This is a genomic window from Cellulomonas sp. Y8, assembly GCF_008033115.1.
In the GTDB taxonomy this organism is placed as follows: domain Bacteria; phylum Actinomycetota; class Actinomycetes; order Actinomycetales; family Cellulomonadaceae; genus Cellulomonas.
This window is the reverse complement of record NZ_CP041203.1, coordinates 3,280,295-3,295,107: the sequence shown is the minus strand read 5'-3', so window position 1 is coordinate 3,295,107 and position 14,813 is coordinate 3,280,295. Positions and strand designations below refer to the sequence as shown.

Below are 14,813 nucleotides of genomic sequence, written 5' to 3'. Positions count from 1 at the left end.
CCACCGTGGCAACCGCACCCGACCGCCCCACCGCGGTCCTCGACGGCCTCGACGCCGTCCTGTTCGACCTGGACGGGGTCCTCACCCCCACCGCCGTCGTGCACATGCACGCCTGGGCGCGGCTGTTCGCGCCCCTGCTCGACGCCCGCGGGGCCGCGCCGTACACCGACGCGGACTACTTCGCGCACATCGACGGCAAGCCGCGCTACGAGGGCGTGCGGTCCCTCCTGGCGTCCCGCGGGATCGAGCTGCCCTGGGGCGACCCGACCGACTCCCCCGACACCGAGACGGTCTGCGGCCTCGGAAACCGGAAGAACGCCGTCTTCACCCAGGTGCTCGAGACCGAGGGCGTCACGCCCTACCCGGGCTCGGTCCGGCTGGTCGACGCGCTGCTCGCGCAGGGCCGCGAGGTCGCCGTGGTGTCGAGCAGCCGGAACGCGGTGCCCGTGCTGGCCGCCGCGGGCCTCACCGACCGGTTCCCGCTCGTCGTCGACGGCCTGGTGGCCGCGGCGCAGGGCCTGGCGGGCAAGCCGGACCCGGCGACGTACCTGTACGCCGCCGAGCAGCTCGGCGTCCCGCGCGAGCGCGCGGTCGTCGTCGAGGACGCCGAGTCCGGCGTCGCCTCCGGCCGCGCCGGGGCGTTCGGGCTCGTCATCGGCGTGGACCGCGGCGCGGGCGCCGACGTGCTGCGCGAGCAGGGGGCAGACCTGGTGGTGGACGACCTCGCGGAGCTCGTCACCACGACCGACGACACCGACGAGCACGAGAGCACCCTGCCGTGAACCCCACCTCCCTGTTCACCCCGGACCCCCTGGACCGCAACCGGTTCCCGAAGGACGAGTGGCGGCTACGCGAGACGCGCCACGACGCCGCCGACCTGGGCCGGACCGAGACCCTGTTCGCCGTCGGCAACGGGTACCTCGGCATGCGCGGCAACGTCGAGGAGGGCCGGGACAGCCACAGCCACGGCACCTTCATCAACGGCTTCCACGAGACCTGGCCGATCCGGCACGCCGAGGAGGCGTACGGCTTCGCCCGCGTCGGCCAGACGATCGTCAACGTCCCGGACGCCAAGATCATGCGGCTGTACGTGGACGACGAGCCGCTGCTGCTCACGGTGGCCGACCTGCACTCCTACGAGCGCAGCCTCGACTTCCGCGACGGCGTGCTCTCCCGCGACCTGGTCTGGCAGACCCCGTCCGGCAAGCGCGTCCAGGTGCGCACCCGGCGCATGGTCTCGTTCGCCGAGCGGCACCTGGCCGTCATGACGTACGAGCTGACGATGCTCGACGCCGACGCCCCGGTCGTGCTGAGCAGCCAGATCCTCAACCGGCAGGACGGCCAGGACGAGTACCACGTCCGCGCCGCCGCGATGGGCGAGGGCTTCGACCCCCGCAAGTCCGAGACGCTGACCGCGCGGGTGCTCGAGCCGAAGACGCACTGGGGCTCCGAGGGCCGGTACGTCATGTCCTACCGGGCCGCCGCGTCCGGCATGACGCTCGCCGTGGCCGCCGACCACGCCATCGAGACGGACAACGCCTACGAGGAGCTGTCGCTCGTCGAGGAGGACCTGGCGAAGCACGTCTACCGGATCGACGCGAAGCAGGGCCAGACGGTCCGGATCACCAAGGTCGTCACCTACCACTCGTCCCGCGGCGTCCCCGCGCGCGAGCTCGCCGACCGCTGCCGCCGGACGCTCGACCGGGCCGAGGCGGCCGGCGTCGACCGGCTGTTCGCCGACCAGCGCGCATGGCTCGACGACTTCTGGGCGCGCAGCGACGTCGAGGTCCCCGGGCAGCCCGACCTGCAGCAGGCGATCCGGTGGAACCTGTTCCAGCTCGCGCAGGCGACGGCGCGCGCCGAGGGCAACGGCATCGCCGCGAAGGGCCTCACCGGCTCCGGGTACAGCGGGCACTACTTCTGGGACACCGAGGTCTACGTCCTGCCGTTCCTGACCTACACCTCGCCGCGGATCGCCCGGAACGCGCTGCGGTTCCGCTACACGATGCTCGACGCCGCGCGCCGCCGCGCCGCCGAGCTGAACCAGAACGGCGCGCTGTTCCCCTGGCGCACGATCAACGGCGAGGAGGCGTCCGCCTACTACGCGGCCGGCACCGCGCAGTACCACATCGACGCCGACATCGCGCACGCCGTGCGGCAGTACGTCGCGGCCACCGGCGACGACGACTTCCTCGCCCGCGAGGCCGTCGACATCCTGGTGGAGACCGCGCGCATGTGGGCCGACCTGGGCTTCTGGCGCGGGACGAACGGCGACGCGTCGTTCCACATCCACGGCGTCACCGGGCCGGACGAGTACACGACCGTGGTGAACGACAACCTGTTCACCAACGTGATGGCCCGCGCCAACCTGCGCGGCGCCGTCGAGGCCGTGGACCGCCTGGCGCACGAGCACCCCGCCGAGCACGCCGCGCTCGTCGCTCGGCTGCACCTGACGCAGGACGAGCTGGACGAGTGGGCGCACGCCGCCGAGCGGATGCACATCCCGTTCGACGAGCGCCTCGGCATCCACCCCCAGGACGCGAACTTCCTCGAGAAGGAGCTCTGGGACCTGGCCAACACCGACCCGGCCAAGCGCCCCCTGCTGCTCTACTACCACCCGCTGGTGATCTACCGGTTCCAGGTGCTCAAGCAGGCGGACGTCGTGCTGGCGCTGTTCCTGCAGGGCGACCAGTTCACCGCCGAGGAGAAGCTCGCCGACTTCGACTACTACGACCCGCTGACCACCGGCGACTCGACGCTGTCCGGCGTCGTGCAGTCGATCGTGGCCTCCGAGGTCGGGTACCAGGAGCTCGCGCTGCGCTACTTCACGTCGGCGCTGTACGTGGACCTGGCCGACCTGCACCACAACACCGCGGACGGCGTGCACGTCGCGTCGGCCGGCGGCGTGTGGAGCGCGCTGGCCTGCGGGTTCGGCGGCATGCGGGACCACGAGGGCGTCGTGTCCCTCGACCCGCGGCTGCCCGAGGTCTGGGACGGGCTGACGTTCCGGCTCACGCTGCGCGGCAGCCGGGTGCGCGTCGACGTCCGGCACACCGAGCTGCGGCTCACCGTCGAGGAGGGCGACGCCGCGGACCTGGTCGTGCGCGGCGAGCCCGTCAAGGTCACCGCGGGCGACCCCGTCGTGCTGCCGCTGGCCCCCGCGCCGCGGCTGATCGGCACCCCGACGGTCCGGGACATCGAGGGCACCCGCCGTGCCGACGGCACCCTGATGACCGCGAGCGTGCCGGACCACCCGACGGTGCTCACGCCGCCGCCGGTCTCGCACGACTGAGGGCGGCGCGGGGCGCTCGCGGGTCAGCCCGTGAGCGCCTCGCGCAGCTGACGGAGGACCTCGACGTCCTCCGGCTCGTAGCGGAAGTCGGTCACCCGGGCGGCGGGCGCGCGTCGCGGCAGGGCCGGCACCGGACCCTCGGCGGCGGGCTCCGCGACGGCCGCGGCACCGGTCCCGGTGGGCCCGCCGGGGGCGTCGTGGGCACCGCGCGGCTCGCCGTCCGCGAGCGCCGTGCGGACCAGCCGACGGACCAGCGCCAGGTTGAGATCCGGCCCCGCCACGACCACGAGCGTGCCGTGGCCGCCGAGCCGGTGGGCGAGCAGCGTCCGCGCCGGCGACTCGACGAGCAGGCTGCTGCTGTCCCCGGCGAGGTCGCCCCCGTCCCGGGCGACCGCGGCCGCGAGGGCCGCGACCAGCGCCGCGATGCCCGGCTCGGGCGCCGCCACCCCGGGGGCGGCGGCGCCGTCCGGCGCGAGCCAGGACGCCGTCGCCCCGGGCGGCAGCGCGCGGGTGAGGGTGTCGAGCACCTGCGCGGCGTCCACGCGCACCTCCTGGGTCGTCGCCGGGGTCGGCTCAGCGCTCGAGCTCGATGCCGGCCTGGGTCAGGTCGCGCAGCCGCCGGCGGGCGAGCGCGAGGTTGCCCCGCTGCCGGTCGAGCACCAGGTACGAGAACAGGCCGGCGTAGCGCGGGTCGTCGCTCAGGGTGATGAGGTGCAGCTCGTCCGACAGCGAGATGAGGATGTCGTCGATCGACTGCCCGCCGCCCAGCTGGTCGATCGCGCGCATCTGCGCGCGCACCACCTCGGTGGCGACGGCCGCGGCGAGCTCGATGTCGAACGGCTTCACGACGGTCGACATGATCGTCATGCCGCTCGTGTAGTCGACGCCCGCGAGCGCGATCGCGCCGTCCAGCGCCATCACCTGGGCCGTTGCTTCCTCCATGCTGATCATGCGTCACTCCTCGTCGTCCGGTGGAACGGGAGCGACGCTGCCACCGGGAGGCACCACCCCAATCGCCGTTCCGCGCCCCCGAACGCGATTCGGGGGCGCGGCCCGGCGCCGGGTCCCCGCTCCGGCTAGAGCTCGACGGACCCGCCGAGCGAGCGCAGGGTGCGCCGCGCGAGCGCGAGGTTGCCGCGCCGGCGGTCGAGGGCGAGGTAGCCGAACACACCCTGGAGGCGCGGGTGGTCGCACACCAGCGTCAGGTGCAGCTCGTCCTCCAGCGTGACGAGGATGTCCTCGACCGCCCCGCCGCGACCCATCTGCTCGACTGCGCGCAGCTTGGCGCGGACGAACTCGGTGGCGACGGCCGCGGCGAGCTCGATGTCGTACGGCACGGAGGTGGCGGACGCGAGCACGAGCCCGTTCGTGTGGTCGACGAACGCGAAGGCGATCGCGCCGTCGAGGTCCATCAGGTCCTGGGCGACGTCCTGGAGCGTGGGCACGGGGGCCTCCTCGGCGGCGGCCGGCCGGGGGTCCGGCCGCGGGTCGGTGGTCGCGGACGGCGGGGGCCGACGCGCGGTGCGCCGCACGTTACCGACATTTCGACGCACTGTCAGCAATGCGCTGACCAGCGACGCAAATGTACGCAATCGATCCCAGATCCGCCTTTGTGCGCATTTTCGCGACATATCGTGCGCCGCGCGCACGACCGGCGGCCCACCCGCCGAGGCGGGACCGAGGTCCCCGGGACTCCGGTCCCAGACTTTGTGAAACTTTTCTCGATACCGTTCTGGTCGTGAGGTCGACGGAGCCCTCCGCACCCCAACCCACCACCCTCGGGAGAGTCCCCGTGACCACCACGACGACGAGCACCGACACCGCCGCGGCCATCGACCAGCTGGTCGCCGGCGCGACCAAGGCGCTGGCCGAGTACGCCCGCTTCACCCAGGAGGACGTGGACCGCCTGGTCAAGAAGGCCGCCGTCGCGGCGCTGGACCAGCACGGGCAGCTCGCCGAGCTGGCCGTCGAGGAGACCGGCCGCGGCGTCTTCGAGGACAAGGCCGTCAAGAACATCTTCGCCTGCGAGCACGTCACCAACTCGATGGCGGCGCTCAAGACCGTGGGCGTCATCTCCCGCGACGAGATCAACGGCATCACCGAGATCGCCGAGCCGGTCGGCGTCATCTGCGCCATGACCCCGGTGACCAACCCGACGTCGACGGCGATCTTCAAGGCGCTCATCGCGCTGAAGACCCGCAACCCGATCATCTTCGCGTTCCACCCGAACGCGCAGCAGTCCTCCGTGGCCGCCGCCCGCGTCGTGCGGGACGCGGCGATCGCCGCCGGCGCCCCCGAGCACTGCATCCAGTGGGTCGAGACCCCGTCGATGGAGGCCACCGGCCTGCTGATGAACCACCCGGGCGTCTCGACGATCCTCGCGACCGGCGGCAACGCGATGGTCCGGGCCGCGTACTCCTGCGGCAAGCCGGCCCTCGGCGTCGGCGCCGGCAACGTCCCCGCCTACATCGAGAAGACCGCCAAGCTCAAGCGGGCCGTCAACGACGTGGTGCTGTCCAAGTCCTTCGACAACGGCATGATCTGCGCCTCCGAGCAGGCCGTCATCCTGGACGACGAGATCTACGACGCCGCGCTGGCCGAGTTCGCCGTGCTGCACGCGTACCGCGCCACCAAGAAGGAGAAGGCGCTCCTCGAGAAGTTCATCTTCGGGGTCGAGGCCAAGGGCAAGAACTGCGGCGACGCCAAGCTCAACCCGACCGTCGTCGGCAAGTCCCCGCAGTGGATCGCCGAGCAGGCCGGCTTCACCGTCCCCGCCGATACCTCGATCATCCTGGCCGAGGTCGGCTCGGTCGGCCCGAACGAGCCGCTGACCCGCGAGAAGCTCTGCCCGGTGCTCGCCGTGCTGCGCGCCACCTCGACCGAGCAGGGCATCCAGCTCGCCGAGCAGATGGTCGAGTTCGACGGCCTCGGCCACTCCGCCGCGATCCACACCCAGGACGACGCCCTCACCGAGGAGTACGGCAACCGCGTCAAGGCGATCCGCGTCATCGCGAACGCGCCCTCCTCGCTCGGCGGCATCGGCGACATCTACAACGCCTTCATCCCGTCGCTGACCCTGGGCTGCGGCTCCTACGGCCACAACTCGGTGTCGAACAACGTCTCGGCGATCAACCTCGTCAACATCAAGCGCGTGGGCCGGAGGAACAACAACTTGCAGTGGTTCAAGGTCCCGGCCAAGACGTACTTCGAGCCGAACGCCATCCGCTACCTGTCCGACATGGCCGACGTCGAGCGCGTCACCATCGTCACCGACGCCACGATGACCACCCTCGGCTTCGTCGACCGGGTCCTCGACGTCCTGCACCGCCGCGGCAACAACGTGTCCGTCCAGATCATCGACCAGGTCGAGCCCGAGCCCAGCGTCAAGACCGTCCAGGCGGGCGCCGCGCAGATGCGCCACTTCCGCCCCGACACGATCATCGCGCTCGGCGGCGGGTCGCCCATGGACGCCGCCAAGGTCATGTGGCTGCTCTACGAGCACCCGGAGATCGTGTTCTCCGACCTCAAGCAGAAGTTCTTCGACGTCCGCAAGCGCGCGTTCAAGTTCCCGACCCTGGGCGAGCTCGCCAAGCTGGTGTGCATCCCGACGACCTCGGGCACCGGCGCGGAGGTCACCCCGTTCGCCGTCATCTCCGACCCGGACGCGGGCAAGAAGTACCCGCTGGCGGACTACGCGCTGACCCCGACGGTCGCGATCATCGACCCGGTCCTCACCTCGAAGATGCCGCGCTCGCTGGCCGCCGACTCCGGCTTCGACGCCCTGACCCACGCCACCGAGGCGTTCGTCGCGGTGTACGCCAACGACTTCACCGACGGCATGGCGCTGCAGGCGATCCGCCTGATCTTCGACAACCTGGCGCAGTCCGTGAACGGCGACCCGGCCGACCCGGCCACCAAGGACGCCCGGGAGAAGATGCACAATGCGGGCACCATCGCCGGCATGGCGTTCGGCAACGCGTTCCTCGGCATCGTGCACGCGATGGCGCACGTCATCGGCTCGACGTTCCACCTGGTGCACGGCCGGACCAACGCCACGCTGCTGCCGCACGTGATCCGGTACAACGGCCAGATCCCGACCAAGCTCACCAGCTGGCCGAAGTACGAGCACTACGTGGCCCCGGAGCGGTTCCAGCAGATCGCCCAGATGCTGGGCCTGCCGGCCGAGACCCCGGAGCAGGGCGTCGAGTCCTACGCCCTGGCGATCGAGGCGCTGCGCGCCAAGGTCGGCATCCCGTCGTCCTTCCAGGCGCAGGGCGTCGACGAGCAGGACTTCCTGTCCCGGCTCGACGAGGTCGCCATGGGCGCGTACGAGGACCAGTGCGCGCCCGCCAACCCCCGCATGCCGATGCGGGCGGACATGAAGGACATCATGACCGCGGCCTACTACGGCACCTCCGTCGCGGAGGTGCGGGGCCGCCGCGAGCAGCAGCAGGGCGCCGAGAGCGCGCCCGCCGGGGCGGGGGCCCCGGCGGAGGCCGACGCCTGAGCGTCCCTCCGACCTGACCCAGGTCGCTGCTCGCCCGAGCGCCCCGCCCGCGACCACCCGTCGCGGGCGGGGCGTTCCTCTGCGTCCGCTCCCAGGTGCGGCTGGCACACTGGGCGGTCCACCGACGAGGAGGCCCGCCGATGACCACCCGCCGCACCGCACGTCCCGCCCGCCGCGCCCGCGCCGCGGCCGCCCTGCCGCTCGCGCTCGCCGCCGCGCTCGCGCTCGGCGCCTGCTCCCAGGCCGAGGAGGTCGCGTCCCAGGCGCAGTCGGTCGCCGACTCGGCCAGCGAGGCCGCCGGCAACCTGCGCGACCTCGCCGACCAGGTCCGCGAGCGCGTCGAGTCCGCGCAGTCCGCCGTCGACGACGCCCGCGCCCGGCTCCAGGACCTCGACGCGAGCGCGCGCGAGGCCGCGCAGGGCGCGGTCGACCAGTCGTCCACCGCGATCGACGACGCCACCGCGGCGCTCGAGCAGGCCCAGGCCGACGGCACCGCCGCGACCCAGGAGCAGCTCGACTCCGCGCGCTCCGCGCTCGACTCGGCCCGCTCGGCTCTCGACTCGGCGTCCTCGCAGGTCGACGCCACGACGGCCGACGCCCTCGACACGCTCGCGCAGCAGGTCGAGCAGCTGTCCCAGCAGGTTCAGGAGACCGAGCAGGGCTGAGGCCGGCCGCCGGCCGGGGCCGGGTGGCGACCGGGTGACACCCCCGCCGGGAAGTCACCCGGGCGAGTCGGTCCCGACCGCTTGAGCCCGGCCGCGTGGTGCCGATCACACAGGCATGACCACGCACCACACGCGCACCCGGACCCGGCACCACGTGCCGTGGTGGGTCGCGTGCGCGTGGGGGTCGCTGGTGCTGCTGGTTCTCGCGGGCCTGGCGGCGGCGTCCGGCGTGCTCTGACGCCCGGGACCCGCACGCGCGGCCGTCGTCCACAGGTCGGGAACTCCCTCTGTCGTCTCCGTGCCCGCGTCCCTAGGCTCGACGCATGCGCACCGTCACCGCCACGCACGCGTCCCGCCACCTGCCCGGGATGCTCGACGCGGTCGCGCACGGCGAGACGTTCACGATCACGCGGTCCGGTCGGGCGGTGGCGGAGGTCCGATCGGCGGGCAGCTCGTCGACGGCGGGCGCGCTGCGTCGGGCGCTCGCCGGCCTGCCTCCGCTGGACGACCACCTCGAGGCGGACATCGGGACGGCGACCCGGCTGCTCACCCGCGACTCCGTGCCGTGGCGCGACGCCTGATCCTGGACACCGGGGCGCTCATCGCGTTCGAGCGCGGTCGCGCGGGACCCCAGGTCGTCGCGGACGAGGACGACCTGGCGATCGCGGCGGTCACGGTCGCCGAGTTCCGGGTCGGGATCGAGCTGGCGGCCACGGCGGACCGCGCGGCGCGTCGCCGTCGCGTGCTCGCCGCGATCACCGCGACCACCACCGTCCTCGACTACACCGCGCGCACCGCTGCCGAGCACGCGCGGCTCCTCGCCCACGTGCGCCGGACCGGCGGCCCGCGCGGCGCGCACGACCTCATCATCGCGGCGCAGGCGGCCGAGCACGGCCGGGTCGTGGTGACCCCCGACCGGCGGGCGCGCTTCGCCGAGCTCCCCGGCGTCCACGCCGTCACCCTGTGACGGACGACCGGTCCGCGGGCACCGGGGCCCCGGGCCGGCAGGCCGGACTACCCTCCTCGCGTCCCCTCACGACAGGACCGCGATGACCGGCACGCCCTCCCCCGCCCGCCCCACGACGCCCGGCCGCTGGCGCGACGCCGCCCGGGCCGCCGGGCTGCTCGGCGCCGACGGCGTGCCGCGACCGACGATCTTCGCCGAGATGTCGGCGCTCGCCGTGCGGACCGGCGCGCTGAACCTCGGTCAGGGGTTCCCGGACGTCGACGGCCCGGAGTCCGTCAAGCGGGTCGCCGCCGAGGCCATCGCCGCCGGCGTGAACCAGTACCCGCCCGGCCCCGGCATCCCGGAGCTGCGCCGCGCCGTCGCCGAGCACCAGGCGCGGCACTACGGCCTGTCCCCGGACCCGGACACGGAGGTGCTGATCACCACCGGCGCGACCGAGGCGCTGGCCGCCGCGGTGCTCGCGCTGACCGAGCCCGGCGACGAGGTGCTGACCCTCGAGCCGTTCTACGACTCGTACGCCGCGGTGATCGGCCTGGCCGGCGCCCGGCACACCACCGCCCCGCTCGCGGCGACCCCGGACGGGTTCCGGCTGGACGCCGACGCGCTGCGCGCCGCGGTCACCGACCGCACCCGGGTCATCCTGCTCAACACCCCGCACAATCCGACGGGCGCGGTGCTGACCCGCGAGGAGCTCGCGGTGGTCGCGGAGGTCGCCGCGCGGCACGACTGCGTGGTCGTCACGGACGAGGTCTACGAGCACCTCACCTACGACGGCGTCCCGCACGTCCCGTTCGCCACGCTGCCGGGCGCCGCGGAGCGGACGCTCACGATCTCGTCGGCCGGCAAGACGTTCTCGTTCACCGGCTGGAAGATCGGCTGGGTCACCGGCCCGGCGGGACTGGTGGACGCCGTGCGCGCCGTGAAGCAGTTCCTCACCTACGTGTCCGGGGCGCCGTTCCAGCCCGCGATCGCGCACGCGCTGGACCTGGAGACCACGGACTCCCCCGACGCCGGCTACGTGCGCGGGCTCGCCGGCTCGCTCGCCGGGCGCCGCGACCTGCTGAGCGCCGGGCTGACCGCCGCCGGGTTCGACGTCGTGCGCCCGCAGGGCACCTACTTCGTCGTCGCGGACGCCGCGCGGCTGCTCGCGGGCCCGCTGGCGCGGCACGGCCTGCGCGACGCCGCGGACCTGTGCCGGGCGCTGCCGGGGCTCGCGGGCGTGGTCGGCGTGCCGGTCGGCGCGTTCACCCACGACGGCTCGGCCGCGGACCGCGCGCTGGGCACGGCGGTGCGGTTCACGTACGTCAAGCAGGAGGCAGTGCTGCGCGAGGCGGCGGAGCGCCTGGCGGGCCTGGCGGGCTGACGCGGCGCCCGCCCACGCCGGCGCCGAGCGCGGTGGGTCGCGCCGAGCGCGGTAGCCGGAGCGACCGCGCTCGGCCGGAACCACCGCGGTGGGCACCGGCACGGGCGCGGCCCCGCCGGTGCAGGTAGCGACCGCGCTCGGCCGCCCCGGCGCGGGTCAGCGGGTGTCGACCGCCGAGCCCAGGCCGCCCTCGGTCCAGCCGCCGCGGCGGTACGCCGGCGTCGCCAGCGCGAGCACCAGCAGCGCGCCGCCCGCGCCCGCGAGCATGACGGTCGCCATCGCCCAGGCCGACTCGCCGAGCACGCCGACCAGCGGCGCGACGACACCCGACACGCCGGCCTGCAGCGCGCCGATGAACGCCGCCGCGGTGCCGGCGCGCTCGCCGTGGCGCGACAGCGCGATCGCCGAGGCGTTGGGCGGCGTGAAGTTGACCAGGGACATGGTCAGGAACAGCACGACGAGCAGCGCGGGCAGGCCGCCCGCGCCGGTCACCGCGAGGACCAGCAGCGTCAGCACCAGGACGAACGACGCGGGCAGCGCGACCCGGATGATCTGGATGGGCGCGTACCGGCGGACCAGCGCGGCGTTCACCTGCGCGCCGCCGACGAGCCCGATGCCGTTGATCGCGAACACCAGCGCGAACTGCCCGGCGGTCAGGCCGAACCCCTCGCGGAGCACGAACGGCGAGCCGACGACGTAGCTCATCAGCACCGCCAGGCCGAGGCCGGGCAGCAGCGCCAGCGCGACGAAGTGCCGGTCCCGGAGCAGCACCCGGTAGCCGCTCCACACGCCGCGGGCGGACGACAGCCGCCGCTCGCGGGGCAGGGTCTCGGGGAGCCGGAGCAGCACGACCACCCAGAGCCCCGCGCCGTAGATCGCGAGCGCCACGAACACCGCCCGCCAGCCCCACTGCCCCGCGATCAGCCCGCCGACGCTGGGGGCGAACAGCGGGGCGACGCCGATCACCAGCATCAGCCGGGACAGCAGCCGCGACGCGTCCGGGCCGACGAACCGGTCCCGGATCACCGCCATCGCGACCACCGACGCCGACGCGTTGAAGAACCCCTGCACCATGCGCAGCCCGATGAGCGGGATGATCGCCGGCGCGATCGCGCAGAGCAGGGACGTGACGACGTGCAGCGCGACGCCGATCAGCACGGGCAGCCGGCGGCCGAACCGGTCGGACAGCGGGCCGATGACCAGCTGCCCGGCGGCGCCGCCGACCAGCATCATCGTCATCGTCAGCTGGGCCGCGGCCGCGCTGGTGTCGAGGTCGCGCGCCACGTCGGGCAGCGACGGCAGGTAGATGTCGGTGGTGATCGCGGGCAGCGCGGTCATCACGCCCAGCAGCAGGACGTACTTCGCGGTGGGCCGGAACGCGGGCGCGGAGGCCGGGGTGGCCGCCGGCGCCGCCGCGGTCGTCGAGGGTCGGGCGGGGGTCGGGACGGGTTCGCCGGTGCTCATCTCGTGCTGCATCGTCGCACGCGCCACGGCCCGGAGCGAATCGATTCGATCCCCGCGCAGGTCACCGTCGCACGGGCCCGTGCCCCCGGCGGGTCAGTCCTCCGGGCCCAGCTCCTGGAACACCGTCAGCTGCAGGCCCGCCGGACCCTCGAGCCGCGCGTTCAGCGAGCGCCACGGCGTCTCGGTCGGCGGCGCGACCAGCTCGGCGCCGCCCTCGTCGACCAGCCGGGCCGTCGTCGCCCGGGTGTCGGCCACCTCGAAGGCGACCCGCACGTGCCGGGCGACCTGGCGGCCGACCTCGACGTCGTCGATCAGACGCACCTGCGCGGGGTTCGCGATCTCGAGCGTCGCGCGGCCGGCGTCGAGGATCGCCACGTGCGCGCCGTCGCCGCCCTCGTAGGCCTCGAGCTGCTCGAGCCCGAGCACGTCGCGGTAGAACGCCAGCGCCGCGTCGTAGTCCTCGGCCTCGACGACGAGCCGGAGCTGGCGCACGGGGCGCCCGCCGCCCGCGCCCCCGGCCTCCGGCCCCGCCACCGTCACGCCGTCCGGATCCGGACCGGCGCCAGCGCCCCGATCCCCTCGAGCTCCCGCTCCGGGAGCGGCTCCAGCAGCATGCCGGGCGCGTCCAGCAGCAGGCGCGCGGTCGCCGGGTCGGTGAGCACCGTGCTCGGGTCGGCGATGTCGGTGAGCCGTGCCGCCACGTTGACCGACGGCCCGAACACGTCGCCGAACCGGGACAGCACCCGGCCCCACACGACGCCGACGCGCACGGGCGTGACGCCCCGCGCGCCCTCCGCGAGCCCCCCGGCGCCGCGCTCGCGCTCGACGTCCAGGTCCCCGCCGAGCACCCGCGCGAGCTCCAGGGCCACCTTCGCCCCGGTTCGCACGTCGTCGGCCACGAACAGCACCGCGTCGCCGATGGTCTTGACCACGCGACCGCCGCACTGGGTGACCACGTCCCGCGCCGCGGTCTCGAACCGCTGCACGAAGTCGGACAGGTCGGTGGAGCCCAGGCCGGCGGTGCGGCGGGTGAACGACACCATGTCGGCGAACCCGACGGCGCGCGCGAGCGGAAGCGCGGCGGGGTCGGCCTCCGCCGCCCCGGTCTCGCCGTCGGCGGCGAACTCGACCGCGTACCGCGCCGCGATCGACGCCAGGTGCCGGCGGTAGGAGTGCAGCAGCTGCGCCTCCAGGACGGGCGCGAGCCGCGGCAGCTCGTCGAGGACGGCGCGCCGGGCGGCCGGGTCGTCGAGGTCCCGGCGGGTCGCCATGTCCTCGACCAGGGCCTCGACCTGCCAGAGCGCGAGCCGGTCGCTGGTGTGCCCGAGCGCCCGGGTCAGCGAGATCATCGTGCGGCTGCGGACGTGGTCGTCGCGGAGCAGCGCCGCGACGCGCTCGACGGCCTCGGCGTCCCGGCCGGTGAACGCGACGTCGTCGGCGTCCGGGTGCGGCAGCCCGAGCGTCCGCCAGTACAGCCGCACCAGCTCCAGGTCGAGGCCCGAGCGCGCGGCGAGGTCCCGCAGGGACAGCGTCCGCGGGCCGCCGAGCAGCGCCGCGTCCAGCGCGGCCGCCCGCACCCCGTCCTGCACCTCGTCCGTCACGACTGCGACCCTAGTTCACCGACCGGGCGCACGTGACGCACGTCACCGGCGAGCAGCACCCGCTCGGCCCCGTCGACGTCCCGGACCACCAGGGCCCCGTCCCGGTCGATCCGCTCGGCCGTCCCGCGGAGCTCCGAGCCGTCCGGCAGCGTGGCGCGGACCGTCCGGCCCAGCGTGAGGCACGCGGCCGCCACGTCCGCGTCCAGCCCCGCCGCCGCGACGTCGCCGCCGCGGTCCTGCCAACGCTCGAGCACCGCGACGACCTCGCCGACCACGGCGAGCAGCAGCGCCGTCCGGTCGGCGCCCGGCGCCCCCGCGACCCGCAGCGACGTCGCGCTCGGCACCGGCAGCTCCTCCGGCACCTGGTCGACGTTGATCCCGATGCCGAGCACGACGGCGTCGCCCGCCGGCGCCACCTCGGCGAGCACGCCGACGGCCTTGCGGTGCGCGCCCCAGCCGGGCAGGTCGACCCCGTCCGCGGCCGGCAGCAGCACGTCGTTCGGCCACTTCACCCCGGCCCCGAGCCCCGTGGTCGCCCGCACCGCGCGCGCCACCGCCAGCCCGGTCAGCAGCGGCAGCCAGCCCCATCGGTCGCGCGGCACGCCCGGGCGCACCGCGAGCGACAGCGTGAGCGCGGCGCCCGGCGGCGTGCTCCACGCGTGGTCGGCCCGGCCCCGGCCGGCCTGCTGGTGCTCGGCGACGAGCAGCCCCCCGTCCGCCCACGCGGGGTCCGCGGCCACCCGCGCGAGCAGCTCGGTGCTGGTCGAGCCCGCCGCGGGCAGCACCTCGCACCGGCGCAGCGGCCCGGCGGGGTGCAGCAGCGCGGCGCGCACCTCGGCGACGCGCAGCGGGGCGCGGGCCGGTCCCTCCGGGTTCGTCTCGTCCACGGGTCCATCCTCGCCCGGCGCGCTCGCGGGGACGTTGTGGCATTCGCACGACCCGGCGCGCGCGAGT

Annotated in this window: 15 protein-coding genes; 8 read left to right on the top strand and 7 right to left on the bottom strand. The window is 74.6% G+C overall.

Features of this window, described 5'->3' with window-relative positions:
- Positions 1-5: 5 nt before the first annotated feature.
- Together FKM96_RS14910 and FKM96_RS14905 are read left to right on the top strand one after the other, a co-directional pair.
- Entirely contained in the window at positions 6-782 is a 777-nt protein-coding gene (locus tag FKM96_RS14910) for an HAD family phosphatase (protein ID WP_147795901.1), read from the top strand.
- Complete coding sequence (locus tag FKM96_RS14905) at positions 779-3,292, top strand: glycoside hydrolase family 65 protein (protein ID WP_147795900.1); 2,514 nt, start codon at positions 779-781, stop codon at positions 3,290-3,292. Before FKM96_RS14910 ends, FKM96_RS14905 begins: the two co-directional genes overlap by 4 nt.
- Positions 3,293-3,315: 23 nt before the next feature.
- Here the strand turns inward: FKM96_RS14905 and FKM96_RS14900 are convergent, their stop codons facing one another.
- The 3 genes from FKM96_RS14900 to FKM96_RS14890 all read right to left on the bottom strand — a co-directional run bounded on the left by FKM96_RS14900 (position 3,316) and on the right by FKM96_RS14890 (position 4,737).
- Entirely contained in the window at positions 3,316-3,834 is a 519-nt protein-coding gene (locus FKM96_RS14900) for a hypothetical protein (protein WP_147795899.1), read from the bottom strand.
- A gap of 31 nt (positions 3,835-3,865) precedes the next feature.
- Positions 3,866-4,243, bottom strand: a complete 378-nt coding sequence (locus FKM96_RS14895) for a hypothetical protein (protein ID WP_147795898.1) — start codon at positions 4,241-4,243, stop codon at positions 3,866-3,868.
- Positions 4,244-4,368: 125 nt separating this feature from the next.
- On the bottom strand, positions 4,369-4,737 hold the full coding sequence (locus FKM96_RS14890; protein WP_246855001.1) for a hypothetical protein: 369 nt from the start codon (positions 4,735-4,737) through the stop codon (positions 4,369-4,371).
- Between the two features lie 347 nt (positions 4,738-5,084).
- Here FKM96_RS14890 and adhE point away from each other — a divergent pair, with 347 nt between their 5' ends.
- The 6 genes from adhE to FKM96_RS14860 all read left to right on the top strand — a co-directional run bounded on the left by adhE (position 5,085) and on the right by FKM96_RS14860 (position 10,794).
- Positions 5,085-7,799, top strand: coding sequence for a bifunctional acetaldehyde-CoA/alcohol dehydrogenase (adhE, locus tag FKM96_RS14885; protein ID WP_147795897.1), 2,715 nt, complete (start codon positions 5,085-5,087; stop codon positions 7,797-7,799).
- A 140-nt stretch (positions 7,800-7,939) separates the two neighbouring features.
- Entirely contained in the window at positions 7,940-8,464 is a 525-nt protein-coding gene (locus FKM96_RS14880) for a hypothetical protein (protein WP_147795896.1), read from the top strand.
- A 115-nt stretch (positions 8,465-8,579) separates the two neighbouring features.
- Positions 8,580-8,702: a molybdopterin oxidoreductase gene (locus FKM96_RS14875; RefSeq protein ID WP_147795895.1), complete on the top strand. Its 123-nt coding sequence runs from the start codon at positions 8,580-8,582 to the stop codon at positions 8,700-8,702.
- An 85-nt stretch (positions 8,703-8,787) separates the two neighbouring features.
- Positions 8,788-9,045, top strand: a complete 258-nt coding sequence (locus FKM96_RS14870) for a type II toxin-antitoxin system Phd/YefM family antitoxin (protein WP_147795894.1) — start codon at positions 8,788-8,790, stop codon at positions 9,043-9,045.
- Positions 9,030-9,431, top strand: coding sequence for a PIN domain-containing protein (locus FKM96_RS14865; protein WP_147795893.1), 402 nt, complete (start codon positions 9,030-9,032; stop codon positions 9,429-9,431). The genes FKM96_RS14870 and FKM96_RS14865 overlap by 16 nt, the downstream gene beginning before the upstream one ends.
- 82 nt (positions 9,432-9,513) lie before the next feature.
- Positions 9,514-10,794, top strand: a complete 1,281-nt coding sequence (locus tag FKM96_RS14860) for an aminotransferase class I/II-fold pyridoxal phosphate-dependent enzyme (RefSeq protein ID WP_147795892.1) — start codon at positions 9,514-9,516, stop codon at positions 10,792-10,794.
- A gap of 156 nt (positions 10,795-10,950) precedes the next feature.
- Here the strand turns inward: FKM96_RS14860 and FKM96_RS14855 are convergent, their stop codons facing one another.
- The 4 genes from FKM96_RS14855 to FKM96_RS14840 form a co-directional block, all read right to left on the bottom strand.
- Positions 10,951-12,258, bottom strand: a complete 1,308-nt coding sequence (locus tag FKM96_RS14855) for a multidrug effflux MFS transporter (protein WP_371300536.1) — start codon at positions 12,256-12,258, stop codon at positions 10,951-10,953.
- 93 nt (positions 12,259-12,351) lie between these two features.
- The gene (locus FKM96_RS14850) at positions 12,352-12,798 is read right to left on the bottom strand and encodes a glyoxalase/bleomycin resistance/extradiol dioxygenase family protein (RefSeq protein ID WP_246855000.1); all 447 of its coding nucleotides are present in this window, start codon (positions 12,796-12,798) and stop codon (positions 12,352-12,354) included.
- The gene (locus FKM96_RS14845; protein WP_147795891.1) at positions 12,795-13,859 is read right to left on the bottom strand and encodes an adenylate/guanylate cyclase domain-containing protein; all 1,065 of its coding nucleotides are present in this window, start codon (positions 13,857-13,859) and stop codon (positions 12,795-12,797) included. Before FKM96_RS14845 ends, FKM96_RS14850 begins: the two co-directional genes overlap by 4 nt.
- Positions 13,856-14,746, bottom strand: a complete 891-nt coding sequence (locus tag FKM96_RS14840; protein WP_147795890.1) for a biotin--[acetyl-CoA-carboxylase] ligase — start codon at positions 14,744-14,746, stop codon at positions 13,856-13,858. Before FKM96_RS14840 ends, FKM96_RS14845 begins: the two co-directional genes overlap by 4 nt.
- Positions 14,747-14,813: the final 67 nt, after the last annotated feature.